This is a genomic window from Shewanella sairae (assembly GCF_023283535.1).
Taxonomy (GTDB): domain Bacteria; phylum Pseudomonadota; class Gammaproteobacteria; order Enterobacterales; family Shewanellaceae; genus Shewanella; species Shewanella sairae.
The window spans coordinates 20409-41938 of sequence record NZ_JAKILT010000005.1 but is presented as its reverse complement, the minus strand read 5'-3'; the positions used below and the strand labels follow the sequence as shown (position 1 = coordinate 41938).

At 43.5% G+C, this 21530-nt stretch carries 23 protein-coding genes; 14 read left to right on the top strand and 9 right to left on the bottom strand.

Going from position 1 to position 21530, the window contains the following annotated elements; all coding sequences use genetic code 11:
- Positions 1-93 precede the first annotated feature (93 nt).
- Entirely contained in the window at positions 94-2181 is a 2088-nt protein-coding gene (locus tag L2748_RS03155) for a prolyl oligopeptidase family serine peptidase (RefSeq protein ID WP_220779028.1), read from the top strand.
- A gap of 67 nt (positions 2182-2248) precedes the next feature.
- On the opposite strand, the gene L2748_RS03150 is transcribed toward L2748_RS03155, so the two are convergent.
- Positions 2249-2992, bottom strand: coding sequence for a DUF481 domain-containing protein (locus L2748_RS03150; RefSeq protein WP_220779029.1), 744 nt, complete (start codon positions 2990-2992; stop codon positions 2249-2251).
- A gap of 325 nt (positions 2993-3317) precedes the next feature.
- Here L2748_RS03150 and rpsF point away from each other — a divergent pair, with 325 nt between their 5' ends.
- Genes rpsF through rplI form a run of 4 tightly spaced genes read left to right on the top strand, consistent with a single transcriptional unit; the run spans position 3318 to position 4762 of the window.
- Positions 3318-3731, top strand: coding sequence for a 30S ribosomal protein S6 (gene rpsF, locus L2748_RS03145; protein ID WP_012278734.1), 414 nt, complete (start codon positions 3318-3320; stop codon positions 3729-3731).
- A 6-nt stretch (positions 3732-3737) separates the two neighbouring features.
- Complete coding sequence (gene priB, locus L2748_RS03140; RefSeq protein WP_220765216.1) at positions 3738-4043, top strand: primosomal replication protein N; 306 nt, start codon at positions 3738-3740, stop codon at positions 4041-4043.
- Between the two features lie 11 nt (positions 4044-4054).
- On the top strand, positions 4055-4282 hold the full coding sequence (gene rpsR, locus L2748_RS03135) for a 30S ribosomal protein S18 (protein WP_005497284.1): 228 nt from the start codon (positions 4055-4057) through the stop codon (positions 4280-4282).
- A gap of 27 nt (positions 4283-4309) precedes the next feature.
- Entirely contained in the window at positions 4310-4762 is a 453-nt protein-coding gene (gene rplI, locus L2748_RS03130) for a 50S ribosomal protein L9 (protein WP_220779031.1), read from the top strand.
- 347 nt (positions 4763-5109) lie between these two features.
- Here rplI and L2748_RS03125 read toward each other — a convergent pair whose 3' ends face one another.
- Entirely contained in the window at positions 5110-7329 is a 2220-nt protein-coding gene (locus L2748_RS03125) for a S46 family peptidase (RefSeq protein WP_220779033.1), read from the bottom strand.
- Between the two features lie 123 nt (positions 7330-7452).
- Between L2748_RS03125 and dnaB the strand changes: the two genes are divergently transcribed.
- The 3 genes from dnaB (at position 7453) to L2748_RS03110 (ending at position 11404) form a co-directional block, all read left to right on the top strand.
- Positions 7453-8859 carry a replicative DNA helicase gene (gene dnaB / locus L2748_RS03120; RefSeq protein ID WP_220765214.1) on the top strand — a complete coding sequence of 469 codons (1407 nt, stop codon included), beginning with the start codon at positions 7453-7455 and terminating at the stop codon, positions 8857-8859.
- Positions 8860-8951: 92 nt separating this feature from the next.
- Positions 8952-10028 (top strand): alanine racemase, encoded by a 1077-nt coding sequence (gene alr / locus L2748_RS03115; RefSeq protein ID WP_220779034.1) that lies wholly within the window; start codon positions 8952-8954, stop codon positions 10026-10028.
- 116 nt (positions 10029-10144) lie between these two features.
- Positions 10145-11404: a BamA/TamA family outer membrane protein gene (locus tag L2748_RS03110; protein WP_220779095.1), complete on the top strand. Its 1260-nt coding sequence runs from the start codon at positions 10145-10147 to the stop codon at positions 11402-11404.
- Between the two features lie 475 nt (positions 11405-11879).
- On the opposite strand, the gene L2748_RS03105 is transcribed toward L2748_RS03110, so the two are convergent.
- The 5 genes from L2748_RS03105 to L2748_RS03085 are packed head-to-tail and all read right to left on the bottom strand — an operon-like array spanning position 11880 to position 15639.
- Positions 11880-13949 (bottom strand): heavy metal translocating P-type ATPase, encoded by a 2070-nt coding sequence (locus L2748_RS03105; protein WP_220779036.1) that lies wholly within the window; start codon positions 13947-13949, stop codon positions 11880-11882.
- Entirely contained in the window at positions 13949-14233 is a 285-nt protein-coding gene (locus tag L2748_RS03100; RefSeq protein ID WP_220779037.1) for a YtxH domain-containing protein, read from the bottom strand. The genes L2748_RS03105 and L2748_RS03100 overlap by 1 nt, the downstream gene beginning before the upstream one ends.
- Positions 14226-14531: a magnetosome protein MamC family protein gene (locus L2748_RS03095; RefSeq protein WP_220779038.1), complete on the bottom strand. Its 306-nt coding sequence runs from the start codon at positions 14529-14531 to the stop codon at positions 14226-14228. The genes L2748_RS03100 and L2748_RS03095 overlap by 8 nt, the downstream gene beginning before the upstream one ends.
- Complete coding sequence (locus L2748_RS03090; protein ID WP_220779039.1) at positions 14528-15340, bottom strand: YtxH domain-containing protein; 813 nt, start codon at positions 15338-15340, stop codon at positions 14528-14530. The genes L2748_RS03095 and L2748_RS03090 overlap by 4 nt, the downstream gene beginning before the upstream one ends.
- Positions 15337-15639: an HMA2 domain-containing protein gene (locus L2748_RS03085; protein ID WP_220779040.1), complete on the bottom strand. Its 303-nt coding sequence runs from the start codon at positions 15637-15639 to the stop codon at positions 15337-15339. Before L2748_RS03085 ends, L2748_RS03090 begins: the two co-directional genes overlap by 4 nt.
- Before the next feature lie 283 nt (positions 15640-15922).
- Here L2748_RS03085 and L2748_RS03080 point away from each other — a divergent pair, with 283 nt between their 5' ends.
- Positions 15923-16282, top strand: a complete 360-nt coding sequence (locus L2748_RS03080) for an HMA2 domain-containing protein (RefSeq protein WP_220779041.1) — start codon at positions 15923-15925, stop codon at positions 16280-16282.
- Between the two features lie 29 nt (positions 16283-16311).
- On the opposite strand, the gene L2748_RS03075 is transcribed toward L2748_RS03080, so the two are convergent.
- Complete coding sequence (locus L2748_RS03075) at positions 16312-16749, bottom strand: hypothetical protein (RefSeq protein ID WP_220779043.1); 438 nt, start codon at positions 16747-16749, stop codon at positions 16312-16314.
- 356 nt (positions 16750-17105) lie between these two features.
- Here L2748_RS03075 and dusA point away from each other — a divergent pair, with 356 nt between their 5' ends.
- The 3 genes from dusA to L2748_RS03060 all read left to right on the top strand — a co-directional run bounded on the left by dusA (position 17106) and on the right by L2748_RS03060 (position 19126).
- Positions 17106-18122 (top strand): tRNA dihydrouridine(20/20a) synthase DusA, encoded by a 1017-nt coding sequence (gene dusA / locus L2748_RS03070; RefSeq protein WP_220779045.1) that lies wholly within the window; start codon positions 17106-17108, stop codon positions 18120-18122.
- Between the two features lie 271 nt (positions 18123-18393).
- Positions 18394-18702, top strand: coding sequence for a hypothetical protein (locus L2748_RS03065; RefSeq protein WP_220779047.1), 309 nt, complete (start codon positions 18394-18396; stop codon positions 18700-18702).
- 220 nt (positions 18703-18922) lie between these two features.
- Positions 18923-19126: a PspC domain-containing protein gene (locus L2748_RS03060; protein ID WP_220779049.1), complete on the top strand. Its 204-nt coding sequence runs from the start codon at positions 18923-18925 to the stop codon at positions 19124-19126.
- A 161-nt stretch (positions 19127-19287) separates the two neighbouring features.
- Here the strand turns inward: L2748_RS03060 and L2748_RS03055 are convergent, their stop codons facing one another.
- Positions 19288-20025: an enoyl-CoA hydratase-related protein gene (locus L2748_RS03055; RefSeq protein WP_220779051.1), complete on the bottom strand. Its 738-nt coding sequence runs from the start codon at positions 20023-20025 to the stop codon at positions 19288-19290.
- 34 nt (positions 20026-20059) lie between these two features.
- Here L2748_RS03055 and L2748_RS03050 point away from each other — a divergent pair, with 34 nt between their 5' ends.
- Together L2748_RS03050 and L2748_RS03045 are read left to right on the top strand one after the other, a co-directional pair.
- Positions 20060-20545 (top strand): copper chaperone PCu(A)C, encoded by a 486-nt coding sequence (locus L2748_RS03050; protein WP_220779052.1) that lies wholly within the window; start codon positions 20060-20062, stop codon positions 20543-20545.
- Positions 20546-20557: 12 nt separating this feature from the next.
- The gene (locus L2748_RS03045; RefSeq protein WP_220779054.1) at positions 20558-21529 is read left to right on the top strand and encodes a DUF2333 family protein; all 972 of its coding nucleotides are present in this window, start codon (positions 20558-20560) and stop codon (positions 21527-21529) included.
- The last annotated feature ends 1 nt before the right edge of the window (position 21530 follow it).

The window sequence follows — 21530 nt, the reverse complement described above, 5'->3', positions numbered from 1 at the left end:
ACACCTTAAAAGGTGCCCGCGTCGATCATCTATTCAATTATTTACCAAAATACAGTAATTTAAGCCCATAAAATCTAATAACAGGATGTTTACATGCGTAATCAACTTTTATCTTTGTGTGTGCTTGGGGCTGTTACTGCCGCCCCGGCTTGCGCTGAAGAGGATAACTACCTTTGGCTAGAAGATGTCGAAGGTAAGAAGCAGATGGAGTGGGTGAAACAGCAAAATGCCATTTCAGCGAAAGAGATCAAAGCCTATGAAGGGTTTGATGGTTTGGTGAGTAATAGTTTAGCTATTCTCAACGATAAAGAGCGCATTCCCTACGCCAGTCGCATTGGTGATTACCTGTATAACTTTTGGAAAGATGAGAACCATGTTCGCGGGATCTATCGCCGTACAACCATGGAGGAATACCAGAAGGCTTCTCCTAAGTGGCAAACCGTACTCGATATCGACAAACTGGGTAAAGATGAAGGCGTAAACTGGGTTTATAAAGGCTTTAATTGTCGTTACCCTGAAAATGACCGTTGTTTTGTGTCGCTTTCTCGTGGCGGCGCTGATGCTACTGAAGTGCGAGAGTTTGACTTAAATACGTTGGAGTTTGTCGCAGAGGCAAAGCAGCCATTTTTCTTACCAGAAGCAAAATCAAATCTAAGCTGGATTGATAAAAATAATGTTTTTGTTGGCACTGATTTTGGTGACAACAGTATGACAGATTCTGGCTACCCTAAGATCGTAAAACAGTGGCAACGCGGCACCCCGTTATCGAGTGCCAGAACGGTGTTTAGCGGTGCTCAGAGCTCAGTTGCTGTATCAGGCTATGTATTGTTTGATGGTGATAATTCGCTTGAAATCGTTACCGAATCATTAACGTTTTATACCGCGGATCACTACGTATATCGTGATGGCAAACTTACTCAGCTACCACTGCCTCAAGATGCAGATATTAAAGGTTTCTTTAATGGTCAGTTGTATGTTGAGCTAAAGAGCGACTTACAACATAAGGGTAAGCAGTTTAAGCAAGGCAGCATCATCTATACGCCTATTGAGCAACTGATTGCACAACAGCCAACATTTACTACCTTGGTAGAGCCGTCAGCTACGGCGTCTATTTCACAGGTGAGCTTTACTAAAAGTGCAATTTTAGTGACTTGGTTAGATAACGTTAAAGGTAAGCTGATTCGTTACACTCAAGCGAAAGATGACCAATGGAAAAGTATGCAAGCGCCGTTTGACGCTAATGGCACCATTAGCGTGTTCGATGTTGAACGTGATAGTGATGAGTTCTTTGTTAACTTCACCAGTTTCTTGGAGCCTTCAAGCTTATATAGTTTTAATGCGGTGACCATGAAAGCTGACAAGGTTAAAGGCATGAAGCAGCAATTCGCTGCTGATAAATTTGAAACCAAGCAATACTTTGCCACATCAAAGGACGGGACTAAGGTGCCTTACTTTGTGGTGATGGCAAAAGATTTAAAGCTTGATGGTAGTAATCCTACTTTGCTTTATGGCTATGGTGGTTTTGAAGTTTCGTTGCGTCCATTTTACTCGGCAACAATCGGTAAAAACTGGTTGGAGCAGGGGGGCGTTTATGTATTAGCCAATATTCGTGGCGGCGGTGAATACGGCCCAGCATGGCATCAAGCTGCGCTTAAGCAAAATCGTCACAAAGCTTATGAAGATTTTGAAGCTATTGCTGAAGACTTAATTGCTAAGAAGATAACCTCAAGTGAGCATTTAGGGATCCAAGGTGGCAGTAACGGTGGCTTATTAATGGGCGCAGCATTTACCCGTCGACCAGAACTCTACAATGCAGTTGTTTGCCAAGTACCTTTACTTGATATGAAGCGTTATAGCCAGCTTTTAGCGGGGGCTAGCTGGATGGGTGAATACGGTAACCCTGAAGTGCCTGCGCAGTGGGAGTACATCAAAACTTTCTCGCCATATCATAACCTGAAAGCCAATACCGCTTATCCAAAGGTCTTTTTCACGACATCTACTCGTGACGACCGAGTGCATCCAGGTCATGCTCGTAAAATGGTGGCTAAGATGGAAGGCATGGGAATCGATGTTCTATATTACGAAAACATCGAGGGCGGACATGCAGGCGCTGCTGATAATAATCAAGCAGCCGAGCTAAGCTCCATGGTTTATGCTTACTTGATGCAACAGTTGAAATAGACGTTTGTCAGCTATATGCTGATTGAATAACCGTAAAAGCCTGCAACTGTTTGCAGGCTTTTTTGTGTTACTGGAACGTATAAAGCAGATTGAAGGTGGTAATCGTATCGGTTTGTTTTGAGCCTTCTGGTACCACTTCAGTGTATTTGACGTTAACGCCAATCTTAAATGCCCAATCTTGAAATAGGGTGTTTTTATAGCTCATGTCTAACGCAAGAGTGTTATTATCTTCGCCAGTCTCAGCGGTCAAATCGGCGTTAAGACTGGTATATTCTTGCAGTTTCATCTCAAACTTTGCTGCAGTACGTAAGATGACATCTTTGTTCGCTTCAGGAATGGGGTCGTCGTCCGTCGCTATCGGTAGGTTATAACGATAACCGGGACCAATTTCTAAACTTAGTTTAGTTTTTGAGGTGCTGACAGCATCGAAACCGTAACCACCAGAGACCGTTGATATGCGGGTATAACTACCAAATTGATCCCAAGTGAAATCACCACGACCGAAAAAGTAGCCGCCGTTGATTTTGTAGCTCGACTGCAATTGTAAGTCGTACTTTTCCGCAGTTGTTTTCTCATCATCAGCAGCGAAGTAGGCTTTAACCGTACCTTCTTGACGAGTCTGGTTAGTGTCGTAAACCAGTTTAGTTCTGCCGTTAAAACTGCTGGATTCGGTGTTACCCGTATTGAGCTGAAAGCCCGCTTCAATTTCAGCGGTTAGATCACTAGGTGGCTCTTGGTAGTCCGGCGGCACGAGCGCAAAAGCTGCCTGCGGAAACAATAGCGCAAATACAACAGTGAGTTTTTTTAGCATTATTCTTATTCTTGGTGTTGTTTCGATTCAAATATCGTCATTTTATCCCTGCCACATAATACCTAGAATCAGTCTGCACGCAAACTAGATTACTTTGGCTTTTCAGCCTATAGCGTTCAGCATGACAAACCGTTGCAGTTAGGTTTATCTGAACTTAGGTGCAGCCATCTTTGGGGCGTAAAAATAAGACGCGACATATTACTTGAATTATTGCTCTGGTTTATGTAATATTCCGCGGCTTAATTCAGTCACTTTAATTAGTTCCTTGCCTCTATTAGGTTTGACTGAGCCAACAACGAGGCTAGATAACCGTAAGGAGCAAAAAATGCGTCATTATGAAATCGTATTTTTAGTTCACCCTGATCAGAGTGAACAAGTGCCAGGTATGATCGAACGTTACACGGGTATTCTTACCCAAGCTGGCGGTCAAATCCACCGTTTAGAAGACTGGGGCCGTCGTCAATTGGCTTACCCAATCATCGAATTGCATAAAGCTCACTATGTTCTATTGAACGTAGAGACTACTGCAGAAGCGGTTGAAGAACTTGAAACAGCTTTCCGTTTCAACGACGCTGTTTTGCGTAGCATGGTTATGCGTACTAAAGCTGCCATCACTGAAGCATCTCCAATGGCTAAAGCTAAAGACGAGCGCGACACACGTCGTTCATCTGAAGAGCGTGCACCACGTGCAGAAGCTGCTGAAGAAGTAGAAGAAAGCGCTGAAAACACAGCTGAGTAAGTTTTTTTGACCACGAACAATTTGGTATTAGCAGGAACCATTACGCGTTCTAGGCAGTTTGATAGCCCAGCAGGTATTGCCCATACGGTAATCATGTTGGAACACAAATCGCAGCGTTATGAAGCAGAAATGCTCCGCAACGTTTATTGCCAAATCCAAGTTGTATTAAGTGGTGAACGCTTTAATAGCGTTGCAAAAAACTTAACAGCCGGCGTTGAAATACAGGTCGAAGGCTTCATTAATCTGCAACAGAGCAGAAATGGTCAAAATCGTCTGGTTTTACACGCTGAAAATGTCGAATTGAAAACTTAGGAGACTGTCACATGGCACGTTATTTCCGTCGTCGCAAGTTCTGCCGTTTCACTGCAGAAGGCGTTACCGAGATCGATTACAAAGATATCGTAACTTTGAAGAACTACATCACTGAAAGTGGTAAAATTGTTCCTAGTCGTATCACTGGTACAAATGCTAAATATCAACGTCAACTAGCTCGCGCTATTAAGCGTGCTCGTTATCTTTCTCTACTGCCGTACACTGATTTACATCAGTAATACTGCATTAATTCAGAGGAATATATAATGAACGTTATTTTACTTGATAAAATCGCTAACCTAGGCAACTTGGGTGACCAAGTTTCTGTAAAAGCTGGTTACGCTCGTAACTTCCTTTTACCACAAGGTAAAGCTGTTGTTGCTAATGCTGCTAACACTGAAGTTTTTGAAGCACGTCGTGCTGATCTAGAAGCTAAGTTAGCTGCTGACCTAGCTGCTGCAACTCAACGCGCTGAGAAAATCTCTGCACTTGAGTCTGTTGTTATCGCTTCTAAAGCTGGTGACGAAGGCAAGCTATTCGGTTCAATTGGTAACCGTGATATCGCTGATGCAGTTACAGCTGCTGGTGTTGAACTAGCTAAGAGCGAAGTTCGTCTTCCACTAGGTGCTATCCGCACTACTGGTGAATTCGAAGTTGAAGTTCAAGTTCACACTGAAGTTAAAGCAATCGTTAAAGTTTCTGTAGTTGCAGAAGCTTAATAATTTGCGCTAAGCAAATGCTTTAATTTGAAACGCCGTATTAATTTATTAATACGGCGTTTTTTTATGCCTGAAATTTAGCATTGTAGGAAAGTAGGAAAGTAGGAAAGTAGGAAAGCGCAAATTAATGTCATGTTGGTTTAAGCACAACTAGAGCAAACTTTCTGTAGGTCGGGCTTTAGCCCGTCAGCATTGTTACTAATACCAATCAGTATAAGAATAATAAATAAGCTCATTACCGATCTAGATATCAAGATGAAGACAATAGGGCTGACTGACTCATTTAAAAGCAAATAAAAAGGCATATAAACGAGCTTATATGCCTTTTTGCAAACGATAGATTTGAATTAGTTATTCACTAAATCCAGCTCTTCAATGAGGTTTTGTGCATTATCAACTTCATCCATCATCCAAAGGATGTAACGAATATCCACGTGCACCGCACGAGTAATGGTAGGGTTAAAGAACCAATCTTTAGTAATCGCTTCGTAAGTCGAGTCGAAGTTAAGCCCCACTAATTCGCCTTTACCGTTAAATACTGGCGAGCCAGAGTTACCACCAGTGGTATCAACGCTCGATAGGAAGTTAACCGGTACAGAGCCAAACTCTTCAGGCTTGTCTAAACAAGAGAATAGACGGCATAACCAAGATGCAGGATCTTGATATACGCTATCAACTGCATGAGTGCCATAACGCTTAGCTTCAATGGCTGCTAATAGCTTAGCGGGGGCGTTAAACGGCTCAACACCAGTATGCTTAGCGGTAATGCCTTCTAAGCGCGTAAAAGGCTGCTTATAAAGCGCATCTGTAGATTGATAACCATCGACCATACCGTAGGTAATACGCAAAGTGCCGTTAGCATCCGGGTATACTGGCCAGCCATTGGCTTTGTTGTAGGCGATAATCGCTTTCATGTAGTCAGGGCGCGCTTTAGATAACTTACCTGCTAGCGTCTTGGCATCTTTCTCTGCTTGCATATTTTGCGGGTAAAGCGCTACCGCAAGGCGAATGAAAGGATCGGCGCTGGTTTCAAATGCGTTAGCATCGGCGTCCATCCAGGCTAAACGCTTTTGTTTATCGGTAAGCGAGCTAAGCGCATACAGTGCATCAAGCTTGTCGCTAAGCGCTATTTCACTGTCGCCTTCGTTAAGCATGGCATCAAGTTCAGCAACGCGGTTATCTTGGGCAAGGTATGCTTCTAGGTCTTGCATCCACAGGGTTTTATCAACGCTAATAGCAAAGCTTGAATCTAGGCGTTTAAGGCGAGCCTTAAACATCTTCATGTCGCGTTGTTGATAACCTTCTTCGCGCTCAGCATCGGGTTTTTGCTTCTCTTTGGCTAAGCGGTAAAGCTTATTTGCCGTTGCTAGCAATTCACTGCTTTGCGCATTATTAAAGTAGTAACGACCTTGACGTTGTTTGCGCTGTCCAACCAATAGTGTTTCTAGCTCATTAAACTGTGCTTGGAATGATTGATACTCAGTATCCTTTGCTAGCCAAGCGAGGAAGTCATCTTCACGGCTTTGTTTGATACCGGTAATATCAGTTGCTTTAAAACCATCTAGCAAACCGTTGTACTTTTTCATGCGGTTTGCCATGCCCGCTAGCGTGCCAGCATATTTGATTTTAACGTCTTTATCGTTAGCGCTCATGGCCTCGATAGTATCGATACGTAGCTGGTAACGCGTGGCAAGGGTAGGATATAACCAGTCACTGGCAAACTTAAGCTCGCTGGTTAAACGGTAGCGGCTGGTTGAGCCTGGGTAACCGGCTACAAACACACCGTCGCCAGCTTTAACGCCATCGGCATTAACTTTTAAATAACTCTTCGGTACGTAGGGTACGTTGTCTTCGGCAAAAGCGGCTGGCTTACCGTCTTTACCCACATAAGCGCGCAGGAAGGTAAAGTCAGCTGAGTGACGCGGGTACTCGTAGTTATCGATATCACCGCCAAAAGCACCTGCGCTTTCTGGTGGCGCGTATACTAGGCGTACATCGCGTATAATAAGCTGCTTGATAAGGTAATATTCAAGACCGTTATGGAAGCTTCTTACTGAGCAGCGATAGTTATCATCGCTTTCACACTCTTTAATTAGCGCTTTGCGGTTAGCTTGAATGTTTTCATAACGCTGTAGCGGATCTTCACCGATATCTTTTTTTACTTGTTTTGATACGTCGGTTACCGCTTCAGTGATATATAAGCGCTCATTCGGGCCAGCTGTTGGCTCTTTATCTTTACTGGTTGCTAAAAAGCCATCTGCAAGATAGTTATGCTCTTTTTTGCTGTTATATTGAATAGCACGGTAAGCGCAATGATGGTTTGTGACAACTAAGCCTTGGGGCGAAACAAAACTGGCGGTACAATAGCCCAGTCCAACTACTGCATTCATAGGGTAGCTGGTTAAGTCCGCTAACTGCTTAGCTGGAATATCTATGCCACGTTCAGTGAGCTTATCGGCGATAGACGGCATTTGATAGGGTTGCCATTGTCCTTCATCGGCCAATGCCACAGCTGATGGCAGCATCCCTGTAGAGAGAGCGATGGCGGCGATCAATGCATTGCGCATGTGCTTTCCTTAATATTGTTATAGTATTTTTTTAGGTGCAGGTCGTTAGATGTTAAATACCTGCTTTGCTTGACCCCAGTTTTATACCACATTTTGCTTAAACGTTGGAATTTTGGAGATTTAATGTCACAACAACGCGCCTTTAAGGGCAAAGAGAAACCAAGAGATCTTCAGATGGACGCGCTGAAGATGCCGCCGCATTCAATTGAAGCTGAGCAATCGGTTCTCGGTGGTTTGATGTTGGACTCTGACGCTTGGGACAGAGTGGCAGAAGCTGTCGTAAAAGAAGACTTCTATTCGCGTGCCCATGGCACCATTTTTACAGCGATGGAGTCTTTGATCAGTGCGGGTCAACCAATCGACTTAATTACCGTATCTGAGCAGCTTGAGCTTGAAGATCAGCTCGAAGATGTGGGTGGCTTCGCTTATATCGGTGAAATCGCTAAAAACACCCCGAGTGCGGGTAACATCCACTCATACGCTAACATCGTACGCGAACGTGCGGTTGTGCGCGATATGATTAAAGTGGCTAACGAAATTGCTGATGCAGGTTTTAATCCGGAAGGGCGTAATTCAAGTGAATTGCTTGATTTAGCCGAAACCAAAGTCTTTAAAATCGCTGAGCAGCGTGCCAATGCTAACGAAGGCCCTGAAGGCATTAAAGCGATTCTCGAAAAGACCGTTGATAAAATTGAAGAGTTATATAACAACCCAACCAGTGGTGTCACCGGTGTGTCGAGTGGCTTTGGCGACTTAGATAAAATGACCGCAGGCTTCCAGTCTGGTGACTTGATTATTGTTGCCGCGCGTCCATCGATGGGTAAAACCACCTTTGCGATGAACTTGTGTGAGCAAGCGGCACTGCACGAAGACAAACCCGTGCTTATTTTCAGCTTGGAGATGCCTTCAGAACAGATCATGATGCGTATGTTGGCCTCACTTGGCCGCGTCGATCAAACCAAAATTCGTACTGGTCAGCTAGATGATGACGATTGGGCGCGCGTATCTTCAACCATGGGCATTATGCTTGAGCAAGGTAAGATGTACATCGATGATGGCTCAGGTCTTACACCGACTGAAGTTCGAAGCCGAGCACGACGTATCGCGCGTGAATATGGCGGTCTATCGATGATTATGATCGATTACCTTCAGTTAATGCAGGTACCAGCGCTTAAAGATAACCGTACCTTGGAGATCTCGGAGATTTCACGCTCGCTTAAGGCCTTGGCGAAAGAGCTGGAAATTCCGGTTGTTGCACTGTCACAGCTTAACCGCTCGCTTGAGCAACGTGCTGATAAACGACCGGTTAACTCGGATTTGCGTGAATCGGGCGCGATTGAGCAGGATGCCGATTTGATCATGTTTATTTATCGTGATGAAGTGTATAACAACGATTCTGAAGATAAAGGTACCGCAGAGATCATTATTGGTAAGCAACGTAACGGCCCAATCGGGCGTGTGCGTTTAACCTTCCAAGGCCAATTCTCACGTTTTGATAACTACGCTGGTCCACAATTCGAAGAGGATTAATTATTGTCCATAAAGTCATTTACGGACCATGATTAATTACAATAGAGCCTCATAGAGGCTCTTACTTTTTAATAGAGATAACAAGGTTACTTGTGAAACCATTTCCACGAGCAGAGATCAGTCGCCAAGCATTGAAGAATAATCTGGCTCGGCTGCATGAATTAGCCCCATCAAGCAAGGTGATGGCGGTTGTAAAAGCCAATGGCTATGGCCATGGCTTGCTTAATGTCGCTCAGTGTTTAGATAATGCCGACGGTTTTGGCTTAGCGCGTTTAGAAGAGGCGCTTGCGCTTCGTGTCGGTGGCGTTACTGCAAAACTGCTTTTATTGGAAGGCTTCTTCCGCGCGACAGATCTTGCCACGCTAGTTGAACACGATATCGAAACCGTAGTGCACCATGAGTCGCAAATCGAGATGCTGGAGCAAGCTGAGCTCGATAAGCCTGTTAACGTGTGGATGAAAATAGACTCTGGTATGCATCGCTTAGGTTTTGTGCCAGATGAATTTGATGCGGTTTATCAGCGCTTAGTGGCGTGTAAAAACATCGCTAAACCGATTAATTTGATGACCCATTTTGCTTGTGCCGATGAGCCAGATAATAATTACACTGCCACGCAATTAGCGACATTTGAGCAGTTAACCAAAGACTTACCTGGAGAGCGCACCTTAGCGAACTCAGCTGGCGCGCTGTTTTGGCAGCAAAGCCAAGCAAATTGGATCCGCCCGGGGATCGCGTTATACGGTGTATCGCCAGTTGTAGGCGATCTTGGCATTAAGCACGGACTTGTTCCTGCCATGGAGCTAGTTTCGCAACTCATTGCGATACGTGATCATAAAGCCGGTCAACCGGTGGGCTATGGTAGCCACTGGCTAGCAGATAAAGATACTAAGCTAGGTGTGGTTGCCATAGGTTATGGCGATGGTTATCCACGTAATGCACCACTAGGCACACCGGTATTAATTAACGGCCGTTTAGCGCCGATTGTTGGCCGAGTGTCGATGGATATGTTAACTGTCGATCTTGGTGCTGATGCGAGTGATAATGTGGGCGATAAAGCCGTACTTTGGGGTAAAGACCTTCCAGTAGAGGAGGTGGCAGAGCACATTGGCACTATCGCGTACGAGCTTGTAACTAAATTGACTCCACGAGTCGCTGTTTGCCTAGATTGAGCAAATAAACAACTTATTTATGTTGATACTGCAATTTGAGGCGGGATGCCCGTTGCAGTTGAAGATGTCTTAAATTGAAAATAAATCCATTAACTATATTTGTCGCTTTGGGCTTAATGTCTCCCTTTGCGAGTGCAGAGTCATCAGCAGAACAACTAGATGGTAAGCCGTCTGGTGAAGAGCAAGTCATTATTGAATCAGTTGAGTCTAGTGCTAACAAGCAGAAAAAAAACAACGATAACCAACTGCCCGATTATGAGTCTGAATTTGTTGCTGTGCCTTTTGCGTTTTCAAGTGAGAGCTTAAGTACTGCTTTTGGTGGCGCCGGTGTGCTTAAACATGCTGGGCAAATTCAATCCTCTATATTGGGTATTGGCGTGTATAGCACCAATAATAGTTGGGTTAGCTATTTGCGTTTTAACGACTATCAAATTCCTACTCTTGATCAATGGTTGTTCTCAGTCGAAACCTATAACGCCCGCTTTAAAGAAGGCGTTTATTATGTGCCTAATCAGGCAGATATCAACGGTGACAGCGAGCGAGTGGTTACTTTAGGTGATGAGTCCTTTACCAAGTTTCATGCTCGATACGTACTGCCGATTGGCCGTGGTAGTCAAGGGGCGGCTCGTAGTTTAGGCCGCGCAAGAACCGATATTAGTTGGAATCCGCTAGAGTCAGGTGTTACCAGTGTTAAATTTAGTCCTTTTACTCAGAGTAGAGAGCTCGAAGGATTTGAGTTTTTAGAGGATGAAGCCAAAGGTTTAGCCGTTGAGCTTGAGTGGGATAACCGCGATAACGGTAAAAACAGCACTCAAGGTGGGCAAACAAGCTTTAAGGTCACCCGCGACTTTGGTAGTGACTCACGCAATAGCTGGACCACCTGGGAGTTTGATCAAAGCACGTTTGTTTCTATCGACTCTAATGAATGGTTTGGTCAGCAAATTATGGCGTTTAACTTTTACTTAGCCGATACACCAACGTGGACTTCAGACTCTAATGATGATGCTCATCGTCCGCCAAGCTTTGCAGGTGTTAGCTTAGGTGGCTTCGAGCGTCTTCGCGGTTACACCAGCAAGCGTTTCACTGGTCGCTCTGCAGTGCTATATAGCGCAGAGTATCGTGTGCAACCAAGATGGCAACCATTGCAAGAGTGGCCAGTATTTAACTTATACGATATTCCGTGGTGGCAGTGGGTAGCGTTTGCAGAAGCTGGACAAGTTAGCGATGAATTTAGCGCAAGTGCACTGCACGATGACCTGAAATGGTCTGCAGGTATTGGTGCGCGCTTTGAAGTTGAAAGTGTGGTAGTACGCGCAGAGCTAGCCTTTAGTGAAGAGTCAAATCAGTTTTGGATCATGGTGAATCAGCCGTTTTAGTTAGTGTTTTAATTGGATTAGCTAAAGCTAAATAAAGGCGCCTTCCGGTGCCTTTAGTTTTGTTGGGGTGGAGAACTTATTGACCTCAGAGAGAAGTAAGTTGCTCACTTCTCACTGTTACAAGTTATCGAATGGGCGCGTTGCTGTATGAGCCTTAAGTTTGCCATTTCAATTTTCATTTAGTTTGAGGCGAGCTTGAGCTAAATGATTGGAGAGCTAGAGGTGGTAATTTATTCTAAACACTCAACCAGAAAGAGTCGTTGTCAAAATCAATTATTTAGTATCGAGGTGGTTAGCTTATTACTCGAGACGGACTTCTTATTCTGCCAACGGCATATTTTTGGTTAAAGTTTGCATAATAAGGGAAGGTATTTGCGCCTTCAAAAGCGTTGTTTTTAATAGGGGTGGGATTCTGGTAAGTGTCTGATTTTATGAAGTTTAATGTGCAGTGGCAACCTGCGCCACTGCATTAATGTTATTGATTTTTTATTGCTAGTGAGCGAGCTAAGATCCCCAAGGTTGTACCATTATGCAACAGTGCACTCATGGCTGGGTTAAGCCAACCAAGCGCCGCAGCAAGCATAATGCCGCTGTTTACATATTCAGCTATTTTTATATTGTTATTAATCATACCCATAGCAATTTTAGCCAAGTGATAAGTTTCAGACACGCCTGCTAACCTATCTTGAAGCAGCACCACATCAGCAGCTTGCCTAGCTAATTCAGTACCATTACACATCGCTATACCAACATTGGCTTTGGTTAAGGCTGGTGCATCATTAACACCATCGCCAACAAACATCACCTTGTGGCCTTGCTGTTGCAGAGAATCGATAATAGTGGATTTAGATTCTGGGGTTGCTTCAGCAAATACGCGATCTAACTTTAGATCCTCACCTAGCATGTTAGCTTTATATACACTATCACCAGAGATCATCATGATTTGTTTGATCCCCAACTCTCGGAGTTGATTTAAGGTTTGCTGTACGTCTTCACGTAAATGATCACGTAAGCCAATCATTCCCATTAACTCGCCTTTATGAGAGATAAAAATGAGGTGACGACCTAAATCTTCATAGTGACGTATTTCAGATTCAAATTCAGTAAAACTGACCTTTTCATGAGCTTCTAAAAAGTGGCGACTGCCCATAACAAGACAATGCTCATTAACTGTACTCTTTAAACCATGAGCAATAACATACTCCACTTCACCGTGATCTATATGCGGCAGTTGGTGCTGTTTGGCTGCGTTAACAATTGCTTGGGATAGTGGATGATTACTGTGTTCTTCAACAGAGGCGGCAATGGCTAATAGATCTCTAGCGCAGCTGACTCCAGAGCAATTAAAAGGGATAACATCAGTCACTTCCATATCGCCGTATGTAAGTGTGCCGGTTTTATCAAATACACAGATATCGATTTCCGCAAGCTTTTCTATAGCGCTACCGCCTTTAAGCAAGATGCCTTGTTGGGCTGCACGATACATAATTGACTTAAACGTTACTGGCGTGCTGAGTTTGAGCGCGCACGAGTAATCGACCAGAAAAACAGATGCAACTCGGTTTATATCTTGGGTAAGGGCAAATACAGCGGCACCCATAGCAAGGGTAATTTTTACCCTTCGATTTGCCATATCTTGAGTAACTTGCTGGATTTCACTTTTTTCACTAAGAGAGTCGTAAATCAGCTGGGCAATTTTGGCCGTTGTAGCTTCACTACCAACTTTTTCTACACGTACTTTTATCGTGCCTTCATGTACGCTGGTTCCTGAGTAGACATAAGCATCGAGTTCTCTGCGAATGGGTACACTTTCACCTGTTAGGCTAGATTGATTAATAAGGGCGGCACCAGCAATAACGATACCATCAACCGGAATAGCGCTTCCCGGTGTTAACTCAATAATATCGTCAACAACTAAAGTCTCAGAGTTGACTTGTTGTTTACTGCCGTCGGCATTGATGCGCCACACAATAGATGCTTGTGGCAGCATGAGTTCGGCGAGTAATTTATCGCTCTTACGGCAGGTTTCTTGCTCCATGTATTCGCCAAGGCTAATCAGCGATTGCGTTATCATTGCAGTACGATAGTCACCGCGGTACGCAGATAAACCAACGGCAATAGCGTCCAGAGCTTCAACGGTGACTTGTTTGTTTTTTAGATCTGTAATGCCCTCAAAGATTGTTGGCGCAATTAAGGTTGCTGTTGATATCGCGCTCCACTTACCAGGCAGCAGCGCAGCAGATAAAGTGCCGATAATATTCATGGCGATGTCGCCACGAGTGAATTGGTGTTCAGCAGGAGTAAGCTCGGCTTCAGCGAGATTGAGCTCTGTGAGCCTTTCCTCAATTATACTTGGGTCGATTAAGCTATCATCATAGTCAATGACGATAGAGTAAGCGTCTTCATTAACTCTTACTGCTCTAAGGCCCTGTATTGCCATGAGGCTGTGTTTTATCCACTCACCACAATCAGTTAGCGTTTGCGAACGATCCAGTTTAAAGCGGATCCGTCCTGGAATATGATGCTTAATTCGCAATGAAAGCATTAATCACCTTTTTGTAAATTACGGTAATAATCGAGTTCGGCTTGGGTGTCTTCTAAGCGCTCTTTTAACTCTTCTAGCTCGCCCTGTACTGACGACCAGGCTTTTTCTCCCGTTGAAGCAACACTCTGTTGGATTTTTTTGTTGGTTAACAGATACGCCACGGCAGCACCTGCAGCTAAGCCCATTGCAAAGTGGGTTTTGCTATTTTGCGTCTTGTACTGAGGTTGCTGGTTTTCAGGCGGAACATGAAAATGCCCGTAGCCATAATGAGGGTGGTTATTCATGATTATGTTTCTCTGATAGTTGATCGACTAGATAAAGGCTAGCCGCGCCAGCAGCAAGAATAGTGAGTAGCGACAATGCAGAGCGACCAGCCATTTTCTCTGCTGCATATGTTGTCAGGCCGCTAATCGCAGCTGCTTGCACAGCAGATTTTGTGGTGTGCCAGACTAATTCGTTAATTGCTAGCTGACCTTCTTTATAGGACTGCCAGCGTGTCGCTACCGCGGCACCACCGCCAACCATGGCGCCAACGAGTGAAGCTCGACTCGCTGGGCACAATAGATTTCTTGAGTTACTCATGCAGGGGTAACTTCTTTAGTGGTAAGGGGAGCAGGTTCAACAGGCTCTTGTTCGGCAGCTGGTATCGCCTCTGCGGGTTGATAATGACGCTCGACTGACTCATTAAAACCTTGCTTGCCTGCGCTATAAGTATCTTTGAAAATCTCACCACTGTTAGTGACATTTTCTTTTACGTTTTGTGCAGTATGACTTGCAGCATCTTTCACTTTTCCGCCACCAGTTTTCAACATATCTCCGGCACCAGAAACAACATCAAACAGCTTACCGCGGACTTTATCGTTACTTAGTAATAAAGCTGCTGCAGCGCCAATCATTGCACCTTTCCAAAATTCTTTATCGTTCATACCTAAACTCCCTAAAATATCTTTAAACATACCTGCATCTTCACCCAGAGCTTGTTCAAGCATTGCTTGTGCTTGCTCCATAAACTGACCGTTATCTTCAGCCGGAGGGTTGGGTTGTGCCGGTGGTACTTGGTGTGGAACATAAGGTGGATGCATCATATGTGGGTGATGACACATAGGATGGTAGCCATGTTGAGCAGCATAGAAGTGCGGTGGGTAATACTGCGGTGGATATGGGTATTGCCCATGACTTGGTGTCATGTGTGGCGGATAAAAGTTGGGAGGAGCTGCGTGGTTACTCGCTCCATAAGGCTGACCATAATAAGCAGGGGGAACATAGCCTGGTGGATATTGCTGGTTATGCGCTGTAAATTCCGGTTGCTGTTGTGGTTCTGTCGAGGGCTCATTGTTTGAAGTCGCCTGATGTTGCGGCTGGTACCCCTCTGGTGAATAATAATGGCTCATTGGGTAATTCCTTCAGCTTGTAAATATTCAGAAAGCAGGTAATAAGCGTCTGCGACTCGATCATCTGACTCACCAAAAAGATCATTTATGGTGGCAGCTGATACGAGTTCTGAGTTGTACTCAATGACTATACTGCCAGTTGACTTATTGAGTTTATAGCTTAAAAAGGCAGGGATTTGAGCAACCACCTCATCAAAATCTTTTAAGTTATATTGCATGAGTTGGGCCATTAACCCGACTTTATATTTGAGACGAATACGCCCTGGTATGTGGTGTGCTATTTCCACCCAGCGTCTCATCTTCAGCACTTTTGTGAGATATTTGTCCATCCAACCATTATACGAATGTGACACGAGTATATTTTGTTTGAGATCACGTTTCTGCCGAGTTATTTACAGCATTGATACCGAGTTATAATTAATTTAGTAGTTTGATAACATTAGTGGTTTCTTATTTTAATTGCAGAGTCACTTATCTTAGGTGTTTTTGTTTATTAAGCGATTTGTATACTTTACGTGCACTATAAAGCGGTGATAACATCTATTGGAATGATAATGATTATCAATTAAAAAGGCTGCGCTAATGAGTGTATATGTCCACAAGACAAAGCAAAGATTAAGGGTTCGCTCTGCTTTTATTCGTACTAACAGACAAGCAGTAGAGACATTGTTGGAACAATTACAGTTGATTGAGGCTGTTAAGCATATCAAGCATCAATTGCACGCTGGATCGGTTGCAATCACTTTTGATGATAAAGAGATTAGCTGTGAGGATTTACTCGGTATTCTCGAGAGTCATGGATGGTTGGAGCAAGATCAGCCACGTTCTTTTATAGAAAATGCAGCCATTGTTGGCACCAAAACGTTAGTAAAAGGCATGGCCGGCATTGCACTGTCACGACTGGTTGGCCCTTCTTTTAGTAGAGTAATCTTGAACGCCTAAGTTTGAACTAATTAGCAACTAGATTGACATTAAAGGTTGATATTGAGTTTCTTGGCGGCGCACTTACAATTGCCTCCCATTTTTGCTGGACAGCGTTTACAGGGGGGAGATTTTAGTGGGATTTGCAAGATAGACACTGACTTTTTCGGCATCATCTTTATCGACGTTACCGCTGGTAAATTAGCATCCGTGGCAGGTTGAATAGCAGGCCTTATAGATCCCCTAGCTTGATTGACAGCAATGCCATCATTTAGCCACGAAAGGATAGGCGACAAAGGTGGAGTGAGCTCTTGAACAACATTTCCAATGACTTTGTATGACAGTTGATTGAGCTCTGCGGCCAAATTCGGGGAGATGTGCTGCTTTTTATCGTTATTGGCTGCGAGTGAGTTAAGTTGTTTCAGTGAACGACTACTGACTTTTTGGCTTTTCTTCATCAGTTTTTTTAGCGCACTTTTAGAGCCCATTACGACCACCAATTTGATTATGTTGTAGACATAAAATAGCAAATTTTTCCTTCTAAATAAATACCATTCTCATTTGTCTATTTGTCTATTTGTCTATTTGGCTAGCCTTGATTTTCTTGCGGAAATTTTCGGTTGCATAGCGTTTGTATGGAGTTTTTGGAAAAGAAGCATACGGGTGTATAATGCACGTCCATTTTTCTATGCGAATATCCCATAACTTTTAAAGCTAACTCTTCATTGAGTAATGAGCTCATCAAATGATTTGACCTTGCTAGACTGAGTATACAGCTAGCTTGCAGTTAAATATTGAGGAAAAGCATCGCTAGACTGAATTTAATATTGAAATGAAGAGTTAAATGAAATCACAAGTAAGTCAAAAGGTTGATTCAAATATTATGCCGATTAATCGCACATTTTCCATTGCGCCCATGCTGGATTGGACGGATAAGCATTACCGCTATTTTGCCCGCCTAATGTCTTCGCAAACATTGTTATATACAGAGATGGTCACTACCGGTGCGATTTTGCATGGTCGTGGTGATTACCTTGGTTATAATCAAGAAGAGCATCCATTAGCATTACAACTTGGCGGATCTAACCCGACTGATTTAGCGGCTTGTGCCAAGTTAGCTGCTGAGCGTGGTTATGATGAGGTTAACTTAAACGTAGGTTGTCCATCAGATCGAGTACAAAACGGCCGCTTTGGTGCATGCTTAATGGCTGAGCCTGAGTTAGTCGCTGAGTGTGTCTCTGCGATGAAGCAGGTGGTTGATATCCCTGTTACTGTAAAAACACGTATTGGCATCGATGAGCAAGATAGCTATGAGTTTTTGACTCAGCTTATTGATACTGTCCATGCTGCAGGTTGTGAAGAATTTACTATTCATGCCCGTAAAGCATGGCTGCAAGGTTTGAGTCCGAAAGAAAACCGTGAGATCCCACCGCTAGATTATGAACGTGTATATCAGCTTAAGCGTGATTACCCTAGGCTAAACATTTCAATTAACGGTGGCGTAAAGACGCTGGACGAATGTAAAACACACTTGCAGCAGCTTGATGGTGTGATGGTTGGGCGTGAAGCTTATCAAAATCCCTATATTATCGCTGAGGTAGATCAGCAGTTGTGTGGCATTGATGCACCCATTCTTAGCCGTGATGAAGTGCTAGAAAAGTTGTTACCTTATATTGAGGCTCACCTGAAGCAAGGTGGTCGCCTTAATCATATCTCTCGCCATATTATCGGCCTTTATCAAGGTGAGGTTGGCTCACGTATATGGCGCCGCTATATCAGCGAAAATGCGCATAAACAAGGCGCTGGTATAGAGGTTATCACTCAAGCTCGTGCAGCGATGGACGATATCGTTAGCTTGTAATCTGCTCCATTTAGTGAAATTCACCAGTGCTTGGTGAGTTTCACTACTATCTCTTGTTGTTCAAATATCCTTCAATTTAATTCCACTCTAAAATCTCTCCACTTTTTGTTTTTTATTTAATATTTTTAGCTAGTTACAGTTTATATTCAAAGTTGGCACGCTGCTTGTATTAACCTATATGTAATTAAGAAATGTGTAATTAAGAACCCTGTGAATCAGACCTCTTTAATGCACATACATACAATTAAGTTAACTCGAAAAGGAAGCCATTATGTTTAATTCAACTGTATCTAAAACCATTAAAGCGTCTTTACTAACAGCGGTAATCTTAGGCGTAAGCGCAACAGCTCAAGCAGATAACTCGCTTATCTCTGATGTTGCTAGCAACATCGAGCAGAATATCTCTTCACAGATGCAAGAGATGATGAGCAAAGCACAAACGGAATTGAGTCTTTCTATTCAATCACAAATGTCTGAAATGATGTTTGATATGGACTCTGAGCAAGAGCTGGCAAATAAGCAAGGCGCTGCTACGCTAAATGAGCAACCGCTAGTAACGACTGCGGTAAGTAAGGACTAATTATGTGGTTCTTTGCTCAATTTATCGCATTATTATTATTGCCCGTTATTAGCCTAGTGATGTTTGCATGTTTAATTTGTTCGCTAGAGTGGCACAAATTAGAAGACTAAATTAGAAGACTGGATTTCCAGTCCGAGTTTGAAACCTAAATAAAAGACTAAAATGACGAGCTGCAAAGTTAGCGTTGAAGTCTATTAGAGACAACGAAAGGGAGTTTAAAATGAACAGTTTTGTTGAACGCTTAAAAGATCCTCGCTCAATCGTATGTGGTGTTACCGCTGCAATGGCTGATAAATTTGAGTGGTCTTGCATGTGGACCCGAGTGGTATGTGCAGTAGCAATTTTCTGTAATCCAGCAATGGGATTGCTCACCTATTTTGTATTAGCCTTAGTGCTACCAAAATGGCAAAACCATGTTAATTAGCCGTTTTGATTAATGCTTCAGAGGAATTTTAGATGAGAGTGCTAACCACCTTGAAAAACATCGCCTCAAGCCATTATCAAATGCATACAACTAGTGTGGTGATAATTCTAATCAAACGCGGATGCTGAAATCTATAACTAGCATCCGCATTTAAAACTAGATTAGCGTTTTAAAAATGCCGCAAATCGAGCTTTAGCTTCATCACTGGCAAGTCTTGCCTCAAACTCAATCAGTTCTTTTTCCATCTGTGCGCGCACTTCTTCCTTGTTGTAGCGGAGCAGTTTCTTTGTGGATTGCAGTGAGATAGGCGGTAGAGCCGCTAATTGGTGAGCACGTTGTAGGGCATATTCAAAAATATTCTCGCTTTCTATAATGTCATTAATCAACCCGTAAGCGTGAGCTTGGCTGGCATTAAAGCTTTCACCTAGCATAAGTAATTCGCTGGCTTTTGTTTGGCCGACGACTTGCGGTAATAATAGGCTCGCCCCAGCTTCTGGCACGAGTGCAAGCTGGACAAATGGCAGCTGAAATTTAGCACTATTATTGGCATAAACTAAATCACAGTGTAGCAACATGGTTGTGCCAATTCCGACTGCAGCGCCTGTGACAGCTGCAACGACTGGTTTTTTTAGATCGAGTAGACAAAATAGGAATCTAAAAGCTGGATGATCAGCACCTAAGCCACTATTTTGTAAAAAGTCAGCGACATCATTGCCGGAAGTAAAGCACTCTGCTTGTCCGCGAAACATAAAGGCTCGAATTTCGTTGTCCGACTCGCCTTGGATAAGGTATTCTGTTAGCTGTGTATACATTTGTAGGTTAAGCGCATTGCGTTTATCCGGGCGATTAAACGTAATGACCCTTACGCCATTATCGTCCCTAACTTGAATCGTGCTCATTCGTTATGTCCTCATTCTGCGAATTGGGTTTTACATGGAGTTTATGACATTGAAGCTAATATTCAAACAACTGTTTAACATCTGTCTGTTAAGTTGCCTATCGTTCACTGCTATGGCGCAAATAGTGCTGGTAGATGGATATGTTCGTGCTTTGCCTGCAACAGTGCCAAATAGCGCGGCCTATATCACGATTGAGAACCATGGCGATGCAACTCGTTTAGTTGCGGTAGATGCGTCTTTTGCTGCTGAAGCACAATTACACACCCTTATTGAAGAGAATGGCATGATTAAAATGCGCCAAGTGGAGGGCTTTGACATAGACTCTCATGGTAGTCTCGTGCTGTCTGAATCCGGTAACCACATTATGTTGATGGGGCTTACTGAACCGCTAGTGGTCGACTCTGAAGTAGAGATGACTCTTGAGTTTGCTGACGGAACAGTGCAGGAAATTAGTCTGCCTGTAAAAAAACAAGCACCGCAAAGTGATGATGCGCACAAGCATCACCATCACCACCATTAAGGAATTAGTACGATGCAAGTGACATGGAAAAAAGTCTTAGCTGCTCTTATTGCAGTTTGCTTTATTGGTTATCTTATTAGTGTGTGGTGGAGTGTTGAGCCAGACCCTATTGAACAGAATGTTTATAGCCAAGAAAATAGCCGTAATGTAGTTGGTTATGCCACAACCACCTCATTGATTTTGACTGTGGAAGCGCTATTGAATAAGTCTGGCGGTTGGCTGTCTAATGATGTTACGCCACCGTCAATCTTTATGGATAATATGCCTGCATTTGAGTTTGGTGCGATTGAACAAGCGCGAGATCTCGCGTTGATCATGCGTAAAGAGTTTAGTCGTTCGCAATCACAATCTACAGCAGATAAAGACCTGCTTGCAGCCCATTCTAAGTTGAATATCGAACATACTAGTTGGCTAGTACCCAGTGCTGAAAGTGAATATGAAGACGCTATTAAGCTATTGAAGCTATATCGCGCTCGTATGATGGCTACAGAAAACCCTGATGCGCAGTTTTATGCTCGCGCCGATAACCTCAATGAGTGGCTTAAAGAGGTGCAAAAGCGTTTAGGTAGTATGTCGCAGCGTCTTTCCGCAAGTGTAGGCCAAGACAGATTGAATACCGACCTATCAGGTGATAGCGCGGCTAGACAGTCAACGCCTGGCTACAATGCACAGCAAATTAAAACTAGTTGGTGGAAGATTGATGACGTGTTTTATGAAACTCGTGGTGCGACATGGGCACTACTGAATTTCATGAAAGCTGTTGAAGTTGATTTTGCCGATGTTTTAAAAAAGAAAAATGCTCAAGTAAGTCTGCGTCAGATTATTCGTGAGCTAGAAGAAACACAACAGCCTGTTTGGAGCCCAATGATCCTAAACGGTTCAGGCTTTGGGGTTGTGGCTAATCACTCGTTGGTGATGGCAAATTATATCTCCCGCGCAAATGCTGCGGTTATCGATTTAACTAACTTATTAACTCAAGGTTAAC